This is a genomic window from Undibacterium sp. GW821-FHT11B02, from assembly GCF_058808955.1.
Genome location: NZ_JBXASD010000005.1, coordinates 385,057 through 404,886, shown reverse-complemented (window position 1 = coordinate 404,886; position 19,830 = coordinate 385,057). Strand labels below are relative to the sequence as shown.

Sequence of the window (19,830 nt, the reverse complement as noted above, 5' to 3'; positions counted from 1 at the left end):
TTTTTCATGGCGATGATGCGTTCATCCCCGCCTAATGCGCACCACCCGCATCCACCGGCACTGCCGATTTCTTCGGCTTGGTCAGCCACACCAGACCAATCAGGCCAATGAACATATAGGCTGACATCCAGAAGATATCTGTCGCCGCCATGGTGCTGGCCTGTACGCTGATACTGCGGTCTATGATGGCGTAGGCACCCTGTTCCGGAATACCTTGCTGTATCAGGTTTTGCATGCTTTGCACAAACGTCGGGTAGCTGTTGCCGGTCAGCTCGGTCATCTGGGCATGGTGCAGGGTGCTGCGGCTGTCCCAGATAGTGGTCATGATGGAAGCGCCCATACCGCCGCACATGATACGCACAAAATTCGACAGACCGGATGCCGCCGGGATTTTATCCGGTGGCTGACCTGACAGAATGATCGAAGTCAGCGGGATAAAGAACATGGACATGGCGGCCCCCTGTATCAGCGTCGGTATCAGCAGGGTATAGGTATCCACATCCGTGTTAAAACCTGATCGTAAAAAGAACACCAGAGCAAACCCGAGGAAAGCGATAGACGCGATTTTTCTGGCATCCACCTTGGGCAATATCTTGCCTATGATGGGCGACAGCAGGATCGCAAATATACCCACCGGTGCCATGACCTTGCCAGCTTCGGTCGCGGTATACGACAACTGCGTCTGCAACCACAAAGGCATGATGACCAGACTACCAAAGAACAGACCGTAACCGACAGAAATGGCAATCACGCCTGCGCTGAAGTTACGTCCTTTGAACAGCGACAGATCGACCACTGGGTGGTCTTGTCCCAGTTCCCATATGACGAAATAAATCAGGCCGATGACGGCAATCACAGTCAGTAAAATGATCTCGCCGGAATTAAACCAGTCCAGTTCCTTGCCTTTATCCAGCATCAACTGCAGCGAGCCAACCCAGATGACGAGCAGGAACAGGCCAACCTTGTCGATAGGCAGGTTTTTGATCTGTGATTCACGCTTGCGATAAATGGACCAGGTCGCCCAGGCGGTAAACAGGCCTACCGGGATGTTGATATAAAAAATCCACGGCCAGGTGTAGTTGTCCGATATCCAGCCCCCTAACAGCGGCCCCATGATGGGCGCGACCAGGGTCGTCATGCCCCATAGTGCCAGGGCCATGGAACTTTTCGCAGGTGGATAACTACCGAGCAGCAATGCCTGCGACAAGGGAATCATCGGCCCCGCGACCGCTCCTTGTAAAATACGGGCAGCAATCAGGATTTCGATATTCGGTGCCATGCCGCACAGCCACGATGAAATCACGAATAACAATATCGATGACAGAAACAACCTGACCTGGCCAAAGTGGGTGGTCAGCCAGCCTGTCAGCGGCACAGAAATCGCATTCGCTACCGCAAACGAAGTAATGACCCAGGTACCCTGTTGTGGTGACACACCCAGGTTACCGGAAATGGCCGGAATCGACACATTGGCAATCGACGAATCCAGCACATTCATGAAGACCGCCAGCGACAGGGCCAGCGTGCCCATCGCCAGTTGCGATCCTTTCAGTGGCGGATGCGGTGCCTGTGGACGTGGTGCCGTGCTCATTACTTGACCTTGATAGTAGTGGCAACTTTAGTGACTGGCAGATTGGCTGCAATGATCTCTGCAATGCGTTGATCCGCGTCTTTGCCATTCTGTTCAAACACGGTGGTCTGATATGCCGGGCTGCTACGTGTCGCCGCCGTTACCGGCGCGCCCTGTTGTTGCGATATATTGACCTTGACCTGCATGGATACACCTATGCGCAGCGGATGTGCTTCCAGTTCTTTCGGGTCCAGGGTTACGCGCACTGGTATGCGTTGCACCACCTTGATCCAGTTACCACTGGCATTTTGCGCCGGTAACAAGGCAAAGGCAGAACCGGTACCGGCAGACATGCCCAGCACCTTACCGTGGTAAGTGACATCGCCACCGTATACGTCAGAATGCAATTCCACATCCTGGCCGATACGCATATGTGCCAGTTGCACTTCCTTGAAGTTCGCATCCACCCACAGCGAATTCAAAGGCACGACAGATAACAATGGTGAACCGGCAGCGATGCGCTGACCAACCTGTACGGCACGCTTGGCGACATAACCGGTAGTCGGTGCTGGCAAGCTGGTGCGGCTCAAAGCCAACAATGTTTCGCGCAAACGTGCGGCCGCCCGCAAGACATTCGGATGCTGCGTAACCGTGGTGTTTTCTGTCAGTGTGCGGTTGGATGTCAGTTGTTCACTGGCAGCCTGTAAAGCGGCTTCTGCAGCCTTGACGGCATTGCGTGCATGTTCGAGTTCTTCAGCAGAGATCGCACCTGTGCTCAGCAATTGCTGACGACGGGCAAGGTCGGCTTTGGCCTTTTCGACTTCACTGCTACGCAGGCTGACATTCGCCTGCAAGCTACCGTTATTGGCAAACAGTACCCGCACTTCACGTACGGTCTGTGCCAGTTGTGCCTCAGCCTGGTCAACTGCCACCCTGGCATCGGTCTTGTCCAGTTCTACCAGTGGCTTGCCGACCTGCACCAGTTCAGTATCGTCGGCATGAATGGCGACCACTGTACCAGCGACTTGCGATGTCACCTGTACCACATTGCCAGCGGCATAGGCATCTTCGGTATGTTCAAAGTTGCGCGCAACCAGCCACCACCATGCACCGTAGGCGATCGCAGCGATCAGAATGATGGTGGTGACGATCAACAGAAGGCCACGGCGTTTGCCATTTTCCGGAGCCGCTTCGACAGGCAGCTGGGCTGTAACAGGTTTATCTTGATTGTTTGTTGCTGGGGCGTTCATAACGCGGCCTCCGATGTACTTGCTGCGGTTGTGTTGTTGATGTTTGCACTGCTTTTGGTCTGGCTGGCAGCATCAGAAAAATTGGTCTTGCTGTCATAGCCGCCACCCAGTGCCTTGATCAGGTTGATCTGGCTTTCGGTATGACGGATGGCGATATCCAGTGACAGTTTTTGCTGGGACAGTACGGCGCTTTCTGCTGCCAATACCGGCAACATATTGGCGGTACCGGCTTTCTGTCTTTGCTGCGCCAGTTGCAAGCTGACGCGGGCAGCCTGCTCGGCAGCTTTTTGCTCAACTGCCTGGACCTGACTGGCTTGCAGTATCTGCACCTGATCTGCCACTTCATGTAAAGCATCAGTCAGGCTTTGGTTATAGGTGGCAACGGCCATATCATAAGAAGCCACCTTGCCCTTCAATTGCGCACGCAGACGGCCACCTTCAAAAATCGGCAAGCGTATTGCCGGGCCGACGCCGATGATGCTGCTGCCGCTTTGCAAGAGATTGCTCAAACCCAGACTGGACAAACCGGCAAAGCCGACCAGATTGATATTCGGGTAAAACTGGGTTTTGGCGACATCCACCTCCCCCTGGCTGGCTTCCACACGCCAGCGCGCTGCCACGATATCCGGACGGCGTCCCAGCAATTCCAGCGGCAGGCTACCAGGCAAGGCCATGTCAGTCGCCGGTTTAAACTGTGGCAATGGAATGTCACGGCCCTGCTCTGGCCCCAAGCCTTGCAGGGCAGCGATCTGGTTACGTGTCAGGGCTATGGATTCCTGCCATTGGGCGATATCGTTTTTCAGGCCAGACAACTGGATCAGGCTTTGCTGGGTTTCCGTTTTGGTTTCCAGACCGGCCTTGACGCGTTGCTGTGTCAGCTGGTCGAATTTTTCACGAATCACCAATTGCTGTTTGCTCAATTCAAGTTGGGCTGCCTGCCGGGCCAATTGCAACCAGCTACGGGCAATAGCATTGCCCAGCATCAGACGTACGCTCTGACCTTCGGCTTCGGCCACTTTTTCCTGCGACAGAGCAGCACGCATTTCTGCGCTGTGCTTGCCCCAAAAATCAAATTCATACGAGGCATTCAGGGCCAACTGATTATTGGTGTTGTAGGTACCTGCCAATGGCGGCGGTATCAGGCCTTTTTCTGTGAAACGTTGATAGGTGCTCTCAAAGCTGGCATTCACTGATGGCAATTCATTGGCACCAACGACAGCAGTCATCGCCCTCGCAGCTTGCAGGCGCGCAGCGGCAACTTGCAGGCTGGGGTTATTTTGCAGTGCCTGATCGATCAGCTTTTGCAAATCAGCGCCGCCTATGCTGCTGGCCCACTGATTATCCGGCCAGCTTCCGCCAGCGCCCTGCCCAGGAAATGCACCGCTATCTGCATTCAGTGTCTTGAGTTGCACCTGGCTTTGTATGCCCTGGTAACTGACACAGGCAGAAAGCAAGCTGAAAGCACTGGCAGCAGCCAGCACACGCACGAGCTTGCTAGTTGCCTGGATGTTAAAAGTAGGTTTGTTCATGATGAAAATATGAATTCCACATTGATATGTTTATTTAATTGCCTGAGCAACTATTCATTTTGGCTTCCAGTATGGGGCGATTCGCCAGAAGCTTGCGTAGCAGGTACTTCAAAAACGTGATTTCTTCAGCAGCAAAGCCGGTAAACCCCACATCCAGCACTTCTGCATAAATTGCTGGCAGCTGTGCCGCCATTAACTTGCCAGAAGGCGTCAGTTCCAATTTGAACAGGCGCTTGTCACTCTCATCAATCACGCGCTGGATGTAGCCCTTCGTTTCCAGCTTGTCCAGAGTGCGTTTCATCGCTGCAGAATCAATAAACAGGTCACGCGCCAGCTCTGCCGCCGTATTAATTTTTCCGGTAGCCAGCATCATGAAAACACTGCCTTGCGCGTGCGTGATATCCACCCGGCGCAAAGCATCTTCTATAGAGCGAGACAGCATGGTTCGCGACCTGGCCAGCAAATAGCCGACACTGTCTTCTACTTGCGAACTATCGAACTCGGGGATTTGGTTTTCAGTATCCATGATGGGAATAATCGTTGACTAGGCAATAGTTTATACCAGTTTTTAAATTTCTGCACGGCACCAGAAAATGACGAATCACAGGCATTTTCCTGCTTGTGCCTATACCTTTTCACAATGAAATAGGAAACGTCCATCTAAATAAAAATGAATTTCATAGAATTTTTCATGAAAAATCATTTGCAAACGATAATCATTCTCATTTATAATCGTTCCACTTTTGCAATTTCACCATCCCCATCAAGCGCCAGCCCCAATTCCACACGTTCGCCAGCATCACGACGTGGGCCGATACCGTGAAAAGCCAATGAAGTTCGTATTGGGGGAAATCATGTTCATCGTTTTATCGCTTAGTGCAACGCATACCATCCGCAACCAATCTCAAATAACGGGCAAAAAAATCCCGCGCTTTTACACATTGCCATGCCGAGATAAGAGAAAGCACTATCAGCATCTGATGCATCCTCTTTAATTTTCGTCACGCCACCGATCAAGCATGGTGCGATTGCTCACAGCAATTGCACGGGTCCCGCTCACCCTGAATAAACTTAAGGAAGAAAATTTGATGCATATCAGCAGACAACATAGTCATCTCCAGTTTTACGCGCCTGCAATGGAAAGGACTTTACGTCAGTTCATAGAAGCGTTCTGGTTCGAAGGTGCCCTGATCGGGCATCTGGAACACGGTATCAATGGCGCCGCTCATCTGCATTTGCTGGGCCTTGATGAACACCAAACCAAAGTGGAATATGAAATCAGCGCCCTGTTACCAAGCGCATTCGGACGTACACGACTGTCTGGCCGGTTATTGGATAAGCACAGCGGAAAAGCCATCCACGAGATTGCTGTCGTTACCAATAATTTACTCAGGCATCTGCAACTGGGTGAGGATAAAATCCAGCGCTTCATTTCCGAGTTGACACATACAGCCGTCAAACAAGCGTGTTCACTAACAACAACATATACGTCCCCACTAGAATTGCCGTATGCATGGCAAGAAGCCCAGCTTGGTGACGGCCATTTGTATCACCCCTGCTACCGCTCGCGCATGGGTTTTAGCCTGGAAGATCACCTGCGTTATGGTCCGGAATTTGCGCAGGCATTTGGCCTGGTCTGGCTTGCTGTCGTCAAAGAGTTGTGTGACATCCATACGCTGAACGGCGGGAGTTACTCCAGCTTTATACAGACAGAATCAGGTAAGCAGGAATTGCTTCGGTTACAGCAGGTAATAACAGATCAGGGGTACGACAGCACAGATTATTATCTCCTGCCGGCACATCCCTGGCATTGGCAGCACAGTCTGCAAATTCATTATGCCGACTGGCTGGCAGATGGCAACTTGCTGTATTTGGGTGTCGGCCCGGATCTGTGGCTGGCGCAGCAATCCATACGCTCATTAAGTTCACTAAGTTCGACAGCAACAGAGCCACGTTTCAATATCAAGTTGCCACTGGCGATAGCCAATAGTTCCGCTGACCGTATCCTGTCCGATCATCACGTACACAACGCACCACTGATATCGCAATGGCTGCTTCAATTATGCGCGCAAGACAATTATTTGCGGTATAAAACAAGGCTGTCGATACTGACAGAGCCGATGGGTATCACCCTGAAACCGGCATTCTCGCGCAAGGACAGATATGGGCTTCTGGGCGCGATCTGGCGGCAATCACCAGAATCCATAGTGCGAGATGGTGAGCAGGTTTTTCCTTGTACTGCATTGACCAGACTCGACAGTCAACAGCAACTGGAAATTGCTCCATGGCTGGTTGCACATGGAACAGAAATCTGGGTCAGTGCCCTACTGAAATCCATGCTGCCGCCTTTCTTGCATCTGATGTTGGCGCACGGTGTCTTGCTCGAAGCGCATGCGCAAAACACTTTGCTGATATTAAACAATGGTCTTCCCACCGGGGTAGCAATTCGCGACCTGCCGGGGGGATTACATTACATTGCTGGTCAAACCACATACGAGGCACAGATCAACCAATTGCGTAATGCACCAGCACACCGCAATCTGGCCAATGCCAGCACCGGCTTTGTGGTGCATACCATCAGCGAAGCCAGGGACTACCTGCTTGAGGTCTTGCTGTTCATCCATTTATCTGAGTTGGCACACAGGCTGGAACACCACCATGGTTTTCCTGAAAGACGCTTCTGGCAACTGGCAGCACAAGCTGTCCTCAACTATCAAATGCAGGTCCCCGAACTGGCAGCACGTTTTGTGCAGTTTGACTTGTTTGTGCCGACCATACAAATAGAGTGCCTGGCAACACGGCGTCTGTCAGCGTCAAGTGAGCAGGAATTTCACAGTGTGCCAAATCCTTTGCATGAATTCTCGAAGCATTCAGGCACATGATGATGCGGAAAACCATTTTCATCACAGTATCAGGACATTTTGGTGCAGCGTTTGCAGCATTATGCATGCCCCCCTTTTATGCCCACATACTCAGCCAGAATTTTTCCAACGAAGCACTGACCATGGCGGGCTGGTACTTTACCCTGCCCACACTGGCAGCAGCCATCGCCAACCCCTTATGGGGAAAACTCGCTGATCGGATAGGTATACGCGCTTCGCTGATAAGGGCACATTGGGGACTGTGTCTGAGTTTCATCGTCACCGGCCTGGCACGCACACCGTGGGAATTTGCCTTTGGCCTGACTTTACAAGGTTTGCTAGGCGGGACCTTTGCTGCATCCAACGCTTTTCTGGCTTCTATCCTGCCAGGCAAACGCCTGGCAACTTTATTGAGTGTCATGCAGGCTTCCGCACGAACCGCCTTGTTTGCCGGACCAGCCATCATTGGCTTGTTCAGTGGTGGTCAAAACTTGTTGAATATCTTTTTTTACCTTGCCATTTTTCCAGGTCTGGCAGGCTTGATGCTGTATTTCCTGTCTGCACAAGGTAGTGCAGCTAGCTCTCCAGAAACCCATCACCTCATTGCAACACAAGACATTCCAACTATCGCACTCGATGCCAGCAAGCTCTACCGTTTCCAGGCGCTGTTCACCATAGGAACGGTATTGACCTATCCCTATTTTGTGATTGATCTGGCACAACGTCTCAACATTCCTGCGACATGGGCTGGCACCTTGTTTGGTCTGCCGCACGCACTGTTTTTACTCTTAGCCTGGCCCCTGGGCCGACACGTCAATTTTGCCAATGCAAAAACTGCGCTGGCACGCTTTTCTGCCCTGACTTGTGCTGGGCTGCTATTCCAGGTACTGGGCAACAATTTGCCAATGCTGATCATAGGCCGCCTGCTCATGGGCATAGGTATGACGGGTACCTACCTGGCCATCAATACGCTGGCAGCAGCGACCACGAAGCACGCCACCGCGGGCCAGCATTTTGGCAAGTTGGAAGGCGCAAATAAATGGGGCGCTGTTCTGGCAGGAATTTTCGCAAGCGGTCTGGCTACTTCGCTCGGCTATACCGCTCCCATCTGGTTAGGCTGTGCCCTTTTGGCCAGTCTGTCTGTTTTGATAGAAAGTAAACGTTATGAACGCTAGCTTACCCCGGTTCACGATGAGCCAATCACCCGATAGTTTATCAATTCTGCATCTGCCGCATTTGTCGCATTTTGCACAGACACGGCACGCGGCAAACGGCGCGGCATCTGCAATAGAATATGCGCAATTACAGCACGCACACGTCTTGTTGAACTGCTACGCACGTGAAGTCGCCATGCAAGAACATAACCTCGCGGTACGGGCCATCACTCAAACTGTACTGCCACCTGCTGCCTTATGGCAGCATCAGGGACAGGTGCTCGATATTCAGTTGCCGCGCATGCAAAGCCGACTTTGTGTAGGTGTGCGGCATGTATCAGTCACCGGTAATTATGACTACACTACGGACATTTATCTGCAAGATTGTCAGCAAACCTGGAAAGCAGCAGGCTGGTACGAAATTGCACATCTCATCATTGCTGACCTGTCACTACGTGAAGACACATCCTACAACGAGGACCTGCTACAGCAGATAGAAGAAAGCATAAGCACCATGCAGCATCTGCTGGATGCACAGAAAGATCCGGTGAACATGCATCACATGGACACCCCCTTACAACAATACATACGCAGCGAACAGCACTTACTGACTGGTCACCCTTTTCATCCCACACCCAAGAGCCGTTCTGGCTGGACGGCAGCGGAAGAAAAAAAATATTCTCCCGAACATGGCGCTCTGCTGCAATTACGCTATGTCCAATTGCCACTAAAGTGGATCATCAGCGATAAGCTTGACGGTGGAGATCTGCCAAAATGTCTGCAGCAACTGACCAGGCACGACCTGCTGGCCGATGCTGCATATATCATCCTGCCCCTGCATCCCTGGCAAGCTGACTGGCTCATGCAACAACCACGCATCAGGGCAGCCATAGCGTCAGGTGACATGCGCGACCTGGGTACGGCTGGAAAACAGTTTTACCCGACGGCATCCATACGCACGATGCTGGCTGAAGATGGCAGTGCTTTTTTAAAACTGTCACTTAATCTGCGCATCACCAATTGCATACGTAATAATGCCCGGCATGAATTGGCTGCTGCGTTAACAGCCAGCCGCCTGTATCGCCCCATGAAGTCAGAAATGCAGTCGTTGTTTCCGGATTTTCATGTATTGGAAGAGCAGGCATATATCAGTGTCGCTTTTCCCGAAGATCAGCACCAGAATCACAGACAACACAAGGAAATCGAAGATGGTTTTGGCCTGATCCTGCGGGAGGGCCTGAGCGCGCATATGGCAGAAGGTATCACTCCCATGATATGTGCATCGCTGTTTGGCAATGGCCAGACTGGTCGCCTGCAGGTAGCAGCACTGATAGAGCGTTATGCGCACAGACACGGCCTGCCCCTGATCCAGGGCATGCACCTGTGGTTCAGCACCTATGCCAGACTGGCAATTTATCCGGCGTTTTATCTGCTGTTTGAAAAAGGGTTCGCCTTTGAACCGCATATGCAAAACAGTATCATCGGTCTGTCTGACGACGGCACTCCGGCACGTTTCATCGTCAGGGATCTGGAACTGACCAGGCTGACTCCCAAAGCCCATGGCTTGCTCTCAACACTCCCATTGGATGTCCATACACGCCAGGAAATCTGTTGTAGTGATGAAGCCGGATGGACACGCATAGGCTACTGTCTGCTGGTGAATAATATTTGCGAAGTCATCGCCACACTGGCAAATGGCAATCATGATCTTCATCTCGACTTGTGGGCTTGCCTGCGCAGCATCCTGCAAAGTTATCTGGCCAGCTTCCCCAACCCTGAAGCGGCACGTCGCATACAGGGCTTACTGTCTGGCGAACCGCTGCCAGTCAAAGGCAATTTGCTGATTCGTTTTTTAAAACAGGCTGACCGCAAGGCAGCCTATCTGCCGCTGTATCACCCGCTGGGCGTTGTGAACGGCATCAGCCCTTTACCGTAAATCCTATATCCCTCACTAAAATGAAGTCTCTATCTATGCAAGCCAAACCTCTTTCCCTCATCATCACTACCTTGTTCTGTCACGTCTGCAACAACCAGGCAATGGCACAAAGCCAAGCACAGCCAAAAACGCAGTCGCAAGCCCAAAATGAGTTACCCGTCATTGAAGTCAAGGCACAGTCCCAGGGTGGCAGTACCCTGGTCAGCGGTGCCAGTAAAACTCACAACAGCTTACTGGAAACACCGCAATCCATTTCTATCGTCACCAATGAAGACTTGCGTTCCCGCGCAGTCAACACCAGCAAGGACGCATTGACCTATACGCCTGGCATCATCGCCGGGCAAGGAGAAGGTCGTCGTGACGAATTTTACATACGCGGCTTTTACTCTCCCCGTGAGACGCTGCTGGACGGCATGCGTGATGACAGCCTGTACTATCGCGACATTGCCACCACCGACAAACTGGAAGTCATCAAAGGGGCAACAGCTGCCCTGTATGGCCGTGGTGCAGCTGGTGGTCTGATCAACCGCATCACAAAAAAACCACAAGCCCAACAAGAAAACGAGATCTCAATGGCGCTGGGCTCCAACCGCCAGCGCAGAATCAGTATCGATACTGGTGGTGCGATGAGCGCCGATGTCAATGCCCGCCTGATTGCGGCCTACGATGCTGGCGACAGTTATCGTGATGAGATAAGCCATAAGCGTATGCTGCTGGCACCCTCATTGTCATGGGCAATCAATCCACAAACCAGTCTTTTATTGCAAGCGGAAATCCAACGTGAAGACCATACACCAGACCGCGGCATACCATCTTTAAACGGACGTGCTGTGGCAGTGGATACAGATACATTTTATGGCGAAAAATTTGATTACACCAGAACCGACAGTGATCTGTTCAAAGCCAGGCTGGAACACAAGTTCAATCAGCAACTCAGTCTCGTCAATAACCTGCAATACAGTCAAACCGACCTGGATGGTGTCAATACCCGTAACCGCCGCGTCAATACCGGACAGAACATAGCTGATACCGTATCACGTCAAATCACCTACTTCCCCATCCAGCAAAGCAACCTGCTCAACCAGACTGAACTGACTTATAGCGTGGGTAAGCACCTGTTACTCGCCGGTCTGGAAATAGCACAGCAAAAACGTGATTCCCTGGTCAGACAAACCGGCACGGCTTACCCTGTGGATTTATACCATCCTCAACAGCTGTTAAGCGCACCCGACTTTAAAACCCTGCCCGTAGCCATAGACAGCCGCTTCAATGCAGAAACCGCAGCCCTTTACTTGCAAGATCAATTCTCCCTGGCAACGCACTGGGATATGCTGCTGGGTGGACGCTTTGATCAGTTCAAACAAAAACAGATCAATCACATTGCCAACAATGCCGTCAGCGAACGTACCGACAACTTATTCTCACCACGCCTGGGACTGGTGTATAAATTCACACCAAAACAGTCCGTTTATTTCACGATCAGCCGCTCATATCAGCCTGCCGGTGGTGACTTGCTTTACACCGGCAACAACCCGCTGAATCAGGTCAAACCTTTGAAGACCGACTTGCAAGAAATCGGTTTGAAGCAAGACTGGATGGACAAGCGTCTGTACACCAGCATAGCTTTGTTCAGGATAGAACAAAGCAATCAATTGACCGCCGACCCAACTGATGCGACAGGTCTGCGCCAGTTACAAATCGGCCGCCAACGCAATCAGGGCTTTGAAATGGAATTGCAGGGTCAACTGGCTAGCGACACGCAATTGCACGCCAGCTATACCTATAATGACGCGAAAATCGTCGCCTCGAACGACATACGTATCGGAAACCGCGCAGAAATGACTCCTGCTCACAATGCCAGTCTGTGGTTAAAACAAATATTTACCAGGAACTGGAGTGCCGGTGCCGGTATCATTGCCCATAGTGAGCAATACGCCCTGACAGACAATACGGTGCGCCTGCCAGGCTACGCCCGCCTTGACCTTGCACTGACTTATCTGCAAGCACGCTATGACATCACGTTGAAACTCAATAATGTCAGTAACGCCCACTATATGGAATCCGCAAATAACAATGTGCAGATACAGCCGGGTGCACCATTCAATGTGAATCTGGTATTAAATACCCGGTTTTGAAGTACTGATACCATATGTATCATGCTGTGAAAAAAAGTCCGTACTATAAAACACCGGGCTTGTTCATATCGATTTCTTACGCCACATCCTCCAGCCAGTTATCATCAGAACCAGTGGCATCAAGCCAAAGCAAGAAATAAAAATCCTCCCCAATGTGCCAAAGGCTATTCCACTATGCAAGGGGAATAGCCAGGTCAACAAACGATCACCGGTCTGGCCACGAAGTGGATCAGTGACGCGCAGTATGCGACCGCTCTCTGCATCTACACTGATCCTGCTGGCACCATCACCGGAATGTATTTCCGTAGCTTGGCGCAATCTGATTTCATATGCTGTCGCGGTGCTGGATGGCAAGCCAAGGCGTGTGATCCTTGCTTGAGGGAATACGTCTTGCGCACGTTGCATGGCTTGCGCAACGCTAATATGTTGCCCTGTCGGCTTATGCACATTGGCTACCTCTCGCATTTCAGTCACAGACAGGGTCATGGAAATCACCGGCAATATCCATCGTGGCTGATTGAAATAGGTACCGGAAAAGCCCAATAGCAGGAAAACTGGTAAAGAAAAAAATCCCAATACCCGATGCAGGCGAAAATTGACGGCCCTACACGAAGCGGAAAAGTTCACTGTAAGAGCCTGACGCAATGCTTTCCAGGTAGGTTTCGGCACCCATAAAAACAAGCCACTAATGGACATCAACATGAGCATGAGCCCACTGACAGCAATCACCGTTTTGCCGGTTTCTCCAAGCAAGATATAGCGGTGAAAATGATAAATCGTCGGCATCAGCAAGGCTGCCAACAAGCCGTACTCCCCCCAATTACGCTCCCCCTTTACTGCCATTGTCACCGGGTCAAGCATCACCTGACGCGACCAGCGCTGGACAAAAGCAGAGCTATCTTTTGCTGGCACCGGAGCATACCAGGCAACAAAAACCTCCGCCGTACTGACAGGTATCATCAACTGCTTGGGACGGCCATAACGGCTATCAGCAACTAACATATTGACTACAGCCTGCACCTTGGCAGGAGTAATCTGTTCATCATTAGTGCTTGTATGTGTGCTGTTGAACAATGAGGGATTAAGCAAATGATCCAGCTCATGCATCCAGCTGATGATACTGCCTGTCAGTCCCAGCATGACAAACACACTGCCAAACACCAGCGCCAGCCACAAATGCAGGCGCAATAGTAACGCGCGCACAGATTTAGGCAACATGGCTGGTCTCAGAAAATGTACGTTGCAAAGAAGGCTGGCAAGTCAAACTGCAGGAAGAAAAATGCATAGCGAATATCCAGAAAAAAAGTCAATGCTGGCTATTCGTGGAAGGACAACAAAAAGGCTGGCTGAAGGGACAAGCTGCTTTGTACTTCGCAGCCCTGTAGTATCTATCTTAACGGAAATTTCTTGCACAGGCCACAAAATCCAATTGCGCACACTATGATTTTAATGTGACACTATAGCCATACTCCTTAGTTCTTAACCAATGAAAAAGACAATACCAACTGTATTAGCACTGGATCTTGAAGGTACGTTGATTTCCAACGCAATGAGTCAGATAGCACGACCGGGCCTACATCACTTCCTGGACCGTTGCGCATTGCTATTTCCCAGAATAGTCATGTTTACTACCGTACAGGAAAATAAATTCAGGCAAATCGCAAAATTGCTTGTCGAAGAAAATGTAGCGCCAAACTGGTTCCTTGATATCGAATACATCAATTGGCATGGTGAAACCAAAAACCTGGAATTTGTTCCAGCATCTGTGGTGTCAGATATTGTGCTGGTGGATGATTTCGAAAAATATCTGCACCCGGGACAGGAGGCACAGTGGATGCAAATAGATTATTTTGATTACCCGTATTCAAATGAAGATACAGGTTTATTCATAGCCTTACAAAAACTTGAAATACTTGTAGCGACTTGACAACCATGATATCTAGCTTGCAAGCACTATGATGGTTTCAGCACCCTCCACGATTTGCTGGTCTTAGAATCAACTGGAGTGCGTTTTTCATTGCTGGCATAGTCATCTTCAAATACAGCCCATCCGTCCGAACGTTTCACCAGATACCAGAAGGGTAGCTTACGGCCATGCACATGCAAGGGTGTGCCGTACAGATCCAGTTCAGATAAATCCAGTTCCAGTTGTGCATTGACTGACTGGCCATTGATACTTAGCCCGCCCTGTTGAAAACACCATTGCTCTTTTTCTGCGCTGGTAAAGCAGCCCTTTATCAGGCGGGCCAGGTAAAGATCTGCTTCGTGCTGATCCAGCTTGCCAAAACGCTGGTAAGGCCCCCGTTCTGGCTTACCATTTTCCCGCAGCCAAATTTTATCGCCCTTCAGGCGCAGGCAATACTTGCTTTCATCACCTTCATGCCAGGCCAGGTTTTGTTTGATCTGTCCGTTTTTGATGGACAGGGCAACTTGTTGGCTGTCTGCGACCTGCATGGCGGTTGTCCAGTCGCCGTACTTGTCCAGCAAGTCTAGAAACTGCGTACTACTCCAATAGCCTTCCAGTTTATGCAAGCCAGCATCGCCAGAACAAAGCTGGCCAGACTGCGCCATCGCTGAAGAACAACACAGGGCACAAAGCAGAGCAAGCCGATTCGCAGTCAAGGATTTCATTATTCGATCATCTTTGCTAAAACATGGGAAAGAGCCCGCTTTTGCAGAGGTTTCTTTTGGTCAGAAAATTCTAACAGAAGAGCTATTTTATCCCCATACAATGAACAGCGCTGGTCAAAGCCAGCGCTATCAGGTTGCAGCTAAAACTTGTCACCTTTTTTCAGCAAACTGGCGGTCAGTGAAACATCAAAATCATTCTGGTGTTCTGGCGTCTGTTGCTGGATTTTGGCTGCCTGATCAAGCGCAACCAATAGATTTGGCTTGGCTATCACGACACCATCTTTTTTGACTACCATCGTCACCATGACGGTCTCATTATCATTGCCGGTTGTCGGTGTTTTCAAGCTAAAACTGAAATCCCAATTGCTTTGCTGTTCGTCCATCTTGATGGCAAAGCTGGCTTCCCTGCCTTGTTTGACCAGGATGCGGGGATTGGAAGTTTTTCCACCCACTGTAATGGCAGTAGCAACCATATAGCTATCTGCCTCCACTGTTTGCTTCACCTGTCCGGTTGTGCCGTCTGCACTGACTTGGCTCGCAGGTGTCAAGGCCCACGCACTGTAGGCACTAAAGCCACCAACAGTGAACAGCAGCACATAGGCGAATACGCGTTGTAGCAAAGAAGGACGTGTCTGATGTAAATGCATGATTCTTTCCTTTAAAGGATGTTGAAATTGCCAGTGACAGGCAATGGCACTGGGGATGAAATGCAACTGGGTTTTCAGCATGGCTTCGGCATATGTACGTCGTGCTTGCGGATATTGAACAATCACGCAGGCGTCGCAAGCCAGTTCCTGATCGAAACGAAAATACCTAGCCGCCAGATGCACGACGGGGTTAAACCAGAACAGACACTGCAGCAAGGCGACCAGTGTATTTGCCATCAGATCACCCCGGTGTCTGTGGATTTTTTCATGTGCGATGATCAAGGCTTGCTCTTCAACAGAATAACGCTGAAAGAAATCACAGGGCACAATAATTCTGGTCCGGAGCAAACCAGCCAGTACTGGCCCAGTGTCCGTACTGCGCGCCAAATAAAAATCCTGGTGTTTCGTCAGCACACCCAGATCACGCAAAAAGCGACGATGTTGAAGAACAAACCAGGTCAACATAATAGAGCTGCCACTTACCCACAACAACAATACCAGGCCCGACCAGTTTTGCCCTGCCGGTAATTCAATGGTGTCTGCAACACCAGCCAGCTCCGCAACGGGTATGAGCAATCCAGTGAAACTGCCCTGCTCAATGCGATGCGGCAGCAATATGGCCAACATGACCAGAGGCAAAATCAACCAGGTCCTGTAAGTGATTTCGGCACCCGCATAGTGGCGAAAAAGTGGCCTCAGCACCCACACCAGCAACATCAGTGCAGTAGATACCAGACCTTCTTCTATCAGTATTTTCAATAACTCATTTGCCATCACCAAGCTCCTCTATCAAGCGCTTCAATTCGGCAATATCTTGCTTTGACAATTTCTTTTGTTGACTGAAATGTGCCACCAGCGGGGCAATTCTGCCGTCAAACATGCGGTCAAGAAAGCCCTTGCTTTCTGACTGTATCCATTGCTCGCGCTTGAGCAAGGGTGAATACAAAAACCGGCGCCCGTCTTTCTCGGCATGTATTGCCCCTTTCTTCAAGAGCCGGTTCAACAGTGTCTTGACGGTAGCCTCTTGCCACTCTTGCTGATCCAGCACTGCGACAAACACTTCTTCGGCTGATAAAGGCTGTTTTTTCCACAGCACTTCCATAACAATGGACTCCGCCTCACTGATAGCGATGGTCTTCATTTGCATTCTCTTTTCTATTTATTTCTGCCAAAGCACCTGCACAAACATTTACAGATGTAATCGATAATCAATGATTACATCTGTAATCAATCATGTCAAGCAAGAAATTTCAGTTGCCTTCCTATTTCTATTGGGAGTAATGTCAAGCCTGCCACTATCTGACTCAGTTGTAATATGTGCAGGCGATCATGCAGAACTCATCCTTATTCATGAAAAGAGTTCTACTTACAGTGCCAGATCCCCCTTTGATACCCTTCGGCGACATATATTTGCCTTTGCACAAATATATGCAAGGGTAATTCTGGCAAAAAGACGATATTGGGTTAAAGTTGTACCTGCAAGCAGCGCAGAACGTAGCGCCATGCCAGAATAGAAAGAGATGCTGCCAGGCGGAGCTGATGCGCCGCCTACGCTGGCATCCACAAACGAGACGAACCACCTGGATCAAATTCATCATGCGTATTTTGCTAGCAGAAGACGACAGTGTACTGGCCGATGGGCTGACACGCTCCCTACGGCAGTCCGGCTATGCCACCGATTGTGTCAATAATGGCCAGGAAGCAGATTCTGCCCTGTCCACTCAGGATTTTGATTTACTCATACTGGATCTCGGCCTGCCCAAAATGAGCGGGCTGGAAGTCTTGCGCCGCCTGCGGGCGCGTAATTCTCACCTGCCAGTATTGATACTGACGGCGGCAGATTCGGTAGAACAAAGAGTCAAGGGCCTGGATTTGGGTGCGGATGATTACATGGCAAAACCATTTGCCCTGTCAGAACTGGAAGCACGTGTCAGGGCCCTGACCAGACGCGGTGCCGGTGGCGGGCCGACCATCATCAAGCACGGACCGCTGTCATATGATCAGGTTGGCCGCATTGCCTACATCCATGAACAGATGCTGGATCTGTCTGCCCGCGAACTGGGTTTACTGGAAGTATTGCTGCAACGTACTGGACGCCTGGTTTCGAAAGAGCAACTGGTTGATCACTTATGTGAATGGGGTGAAGAAGTCAGCAATAATGCAATAGAAGTATACGTGCATCGCCTGCGCAAAAAAATTGAAATTGACGGGGTACGTATCGCCACTGTGCGAGGACTTGGTTACTGCCTGGAAAAATTCTTTGTCGCCTCACCGCCAGCGTCACCACCAGCACCATCGGCCCCATCTGAGCAAAAATGACGGCAAGACCAGGCAACAGGTTCAGGACAAAGCCAGCTGCCGTGCCGGATAATGACCTGACCCGACCAGTAGAAGAAAAAATCCAGCGTTCCCTGTTTGGCGAAATTCTGGACTGGATGCTGGCTCCCTTGCTTTTGCTGTGGCCGATGAGCATAGCCATCACTTACCTGGTCGCCAAATCCATCGCCAATCAACCCTTTGACCGTGCACTGGAAGACAATGTGCTGGTCCTGTCGCAACAAGTCAAAGAAGTGGATGGCAAGGTACTGACACAACTCAGCAGCCCTGCGCGCGACATACTGCGCGCAGACGATCTTGACAATATTTATTTCCAGATCAAAAACAATAAAGGTGAAGTCATTGATGGCGACCGTGAGCTGCCGGCACCTGCCGAAGAGGATAAACCACAAACTGGCACTGTACAGTTAAGAAATGAAAATCTGCGTGGCATCGATATCCGGGTTGCGTACAGCTACATTGATTTGAACAAAGCAAACCGCAAACAGGCTGACGGTGCTCCTCACCTGGCTTTGGTGCAGGTTGCAGAAACACTGGAAAAAAGGGCCTTGCTGGCCAATGAAATCATCAAGGGGGTAATACTGCCCCAATTCATTATCCTGCCAATAGCGCTAGCCTTGGTCTGGTTTGCCCTGAGCCGTGGCCTGTCACCCCTGGCCGAGCTACAGCACAGGATACGGGCACGACGCCCAGATGATTTAAGTCCCATCGACTCACGCCATGTACCTGAAGAAATCACTCCCCTGGTGACTTCGCTGAATGAAATGCTGGAACGGCTGGCACAAACCATCGATATACAAAAACGCTTCATCGCTGATGCGGCCCACCAGATGAAAACACCGTTGGCGGGTATGCGTATGCAGTCTGAACTGGCGTTGCGCCAGACAGATCAGGGCGAAATACATAGATCACTGCTGCAACTGGCTACCAGCTCTGAAGCGGCAACACGCCTCGTGAATCAATTGCTGACACTGGCGCGGGCAGAAAACCAGACTCCGGCTACCCAGCCACTGGAACAGCTGGATCTGAACAACCTGGCACGTAGTGTGGTTCATGACTGGATACAGACTTCATTTTCAAAAAAAATCGACCTGGGCTTTGAACAGCAAGATGCGCCAGTCGTGATTTTTGGCAACCCTCTGATGTTAAGGGAGATGTTAAGCAATCTGATCGACAATGCATTACGTTATACGCCTGAAGAACATAGTGTCACCGTCAGGGTCAGCGTTGATCAGGAACAGGCATTGGCCTTGCTAGAAGTAGAAGACAATGGTCCTGGCATCCCTGCAGCAGAAAGAGATCATGTGTTTGAACGGTTTTATCGTATTCTTGGCACCAATGTGCAAGGCAGCGGTCTGGGTCTGGCAATTGTCCGGGAAATCGCCAGCCAACACCAGGCCAGTATAGAAATTACCGATAACCCTCACCCACAGGATGCCGCTTTTCCCGGTTGCCTGTTCAGGATTACCTTCAAACTCAATCCATATGATGAAGTTTCTCTAGAGGCAGGACTATGACTACTCCTGAAAAAAACTATTCCGGCCCCGGCCCTTACTGGCGTCATACGAAACGCCTGACATCCTGCTTATTGCTGATCTGGGCATTGCTGAGCTTCACGGTCCTGTTTTTTGCCAGGGAGTTAAGTAACATCAGTTTTTTTGGCTGGCCTTTTTCCTTCTATATGGCAGCACAGGGTCTGACCCTGAGTTTTGTCATATTACTGGCCATTTATTCCCTGGGCATGGCTTGGATAAGCCGCAGACAAACAGGACCCTGATCG

The 19,830-nt window shown here is 50.6% G+C and carries 16 protein-coding genes; 8 read left to right on the top strand and 8 right to left on the bottom strand.

Annotated elements, in window-relative coordinates; genetic code table 11:
- Positions 1-31: 31 nt before the first annotated feature.
- Genes AC1RVX_RS12985 through AC1RVX_RS12970 form a run of 4 tightly spaced genes read right to left on the bottom strand, consistent with a single transcriptional unit; the run spans position 32 to position 4,875 of the window.
- On the bottom strand, positions 32-1,591 hold the full coding sequence (locus AC1RVX_RS12985) for a DHA2 family efflux MFS transporter permease subunit (protein WP_493217005.1): 1,560 nt from the start codon (positions 1,589-1,591) through the stop codon (positions 32-34).
- Entirely contained in the window at positions 1,591-2,820 is a 1,230-nt protein-coding gene (locus tag AC1RVX_RS12980) for an HlyD family secretion protein (protein ID WP_493217004.1), read from the bottom strand. Before AC1RVX_RS12980 ends, AC1RVX_RS12985 begins: the two co-directional genes overlap by 1 nt.
- The gene (locus AC1RVX_RS12975) at positions 2,817-4,349 is read right to left on the bottom strand and encodes an efflux transporter outer membrane subunit (RefSeq protein ID WP_493217003.1); all 1,533 of its coding nucleotides are present in this window, start codon (positions 4,347-4,349) and stop codon (positions 2,817-2,819) included. Before AC1RVX_RS12975 ends, AC1RVX_RS12980 begins: the two co-directional genes overlap by 4 nt.
- Positions 4,350-4,383: 34 nt before the next feature.
- On the bottom strand, positions 4,384-4,875 hold the full coding sequence (locus AC1RVX_RS12970; RefSeq protein ID WP_493217002.1) for a MarR family winged helix-turn-helix transcriptional regulator: 492 nt from the start codon (positions 4,873-4,875) through the stop codon (positions 4,384-4,386).
- Positions 4,876-5,437: 562 nt separating this feature from the next.
- Between AC1RVX_RS12970 and AC1RVX_RS12965 the strand changes: the two genes are divergently transcribed.
- The 4 genes from AC1RVX_RS12965 to AC1RVX_RS12950 all read left to right on the top strand — a co-directional run bounded on the left by AC1RVX_RS12965 (position 5,438) and on the right by AC1RVX_RS12950 (position 12,435).
- Positions 5,438-7,231, top strand: coding sequence for an IucA/IucC family protein (locus tag AC1RVX_RS12965; RefSeq protein WP_493217001.1), 1,794 nt, complete (start codon positions 5,438-5,440; stop codon positions 7,229-7,231).
- Between the two features lie 65 nt (positions 7,232-7,296).
- Positions 7,297-8,385 carry an MFS transporter gene (locus AC1RVX_RS12960; protein ID WP_493217000.1) on the top strand — a complete coding sequence of 363 codons (1,089 nt, stop codon included), beginning with the start codon at positions 7,297-7,299 and terminating at the stop codon, positions 8,383-8,385.
- Positions 8,375-10,300, top strand: coding sequence for an IucA/IucC family protein (locus AC1RVX_RS12955; protein WP_493216999.1), 1,926 nt, complete (start codon positions 8,375-8,377; stop codon positions 10,298-10,300). The genes AC1RVX_RS12960 and AC1RVX_RS12955 overlap by 11 nt, the downstream gene beginning before the upstream one ends.
- A gap of 35 nt (positions 10,301-10,335) precedes the next feature.
- Positions 10,336-12,435, top strand: a complete 2,100-nt coding sequence (locus AC1RVX_RS12950) for a TonB-dependent receptor (protein ID WP_493216998.1) — start codon at positions 10,336-10,338, stop codon at positions 12,433-12,435.
- Between the two features lie 63 nt (positions 12,436-12,498).
- On the opposite strand, the gene AC1RVX_RS12945 is transcribed toward AC1RVX_RS12950, so the two are convergent.
- Entirely contained in the window at positions 12,499-13,653 is a 1,155-nt protein-coding gene (locus AC1RVX_RS12945; protein ID WP_493216997.1) for a PepSY-associated TM helix domain-containing protein, read from the bottom strand.
- A gap of 268 nt (positions 13,654-13,921) precedes the next feature.
- On the opposite strand from AC1RVX_RS12945, the gene AC1RVX_RS12940 reads away from it, so the two are divergent.
- The gene (locus AC1RVX_RS12940) at positions 13,922-14,362 is read left to right on the top strand and encodes an NIF family HAD-type phosphatase (RefSeq protein WP_493216996.1); all 441 of its coding nucleotides are present in this window, start codon (positions 13,922-13,924) and stop codon (positions 14,360-14,362) included.
- A 26-nt stretch (positions 14,363-14,388) separates the two neighbouring features.
- Here the strand turns inward: AC1RVX_RS12940 and AC1RVX_RS12935 are convergent, their stop codons facing one another.
- The 3 genes from AC1RVX_RS12935 to AC1RVX_RS12925 form a co-directional block, all read right to left on the bottom strand.
- A complete protein-coding gene (locus tag AC1RVX_RS12935; protein ID WP_493216995.1) occupies positions 14,389-15,066 on the bottom strand; it encodes a hypothetical protein in 678 nt (225 codons plus the stop codon).
- A gap of 140 nt (positions 15,067-15,206) precedes the next feature.
- On the bottom strand, positions 15,207-16,487 hold the full coding sequence (locus AC1RVX_RS12930) for a M56 family metallopeptidase (protein ID WP_493216994.1): 1,281 nt from the start codon (positions 16,485-16,487) through the stop codon (positions 15,207-15,209).
- On the bottom strand, positions 16,477-16,854 hold the full coding sequence (locus AC1RVX_RS12925; RefSeq protein ID WP_493216993.1) for a BlaI/MecI/CopY family transcriptional regulator: 378 nt from the start codon (positions 16,852-16,854) through the stop codon (positions 16,477-16,479). The genes AC1RVX_RS12930 and AC1RVX_RS12925 overlap by 11 nt, the downstream gene beginning before the upstream one ends.
- A 455-nt stretch (positions 16,855-17,309) precedes the next feature.
- On the opposite strand from AC1RVX_RS12925, the gene AC1RVX_RS12920 reads away from it, so the two are divergent.
- The 3 genes from AC1RVX_RS12920 to AC1RVX_RS12910 are packed head-to-tail and all read left to right on the top strand — an operon-like array spanning position 17,310 to position 19,827.
- Positions 17,310-18,032, top strand: a complete 723-nt coding sequence (locus tag AC1RVX_RS12920) for a response regulator (protein ID WP_493217119.1) — start codon at positions 17,310-17,312, stop codon at positions 18,030-18,032.
- Complete coding sequence (locus tag AC1RVX_RS12915; RefSeq protein WP_493216992.1) at positions 18,029-19,567, top strand: sensor histidine kinase; 1,539 nt, start codon at positions 18,029-18,031, stop codon at positions 19,565-19,567. The genes AC1RVX_RS12920 and AC1RVX_RS12915 overlap by 4 nt, the downstream gene beginning before the upstream one ends.
- Positions 19,564-19,827 (top strand): DUF4212 domain-containing protein, encoded by a 264-nt coding sequence (locus tag AC1RVX_RS12910; protein WP_493216991.1) that lies wholly within the window; start codon positions 19,564-19,566, stop codon positions 19,825-19,827. Before AC1RVX_RS12915 ends, AC1RVX_RS12910 begins: the two co-directional genes overlap by 4 nt.
- The last annotated feature ends 3 nt before the right edge of the window (positions 19,828-19,830 follow it).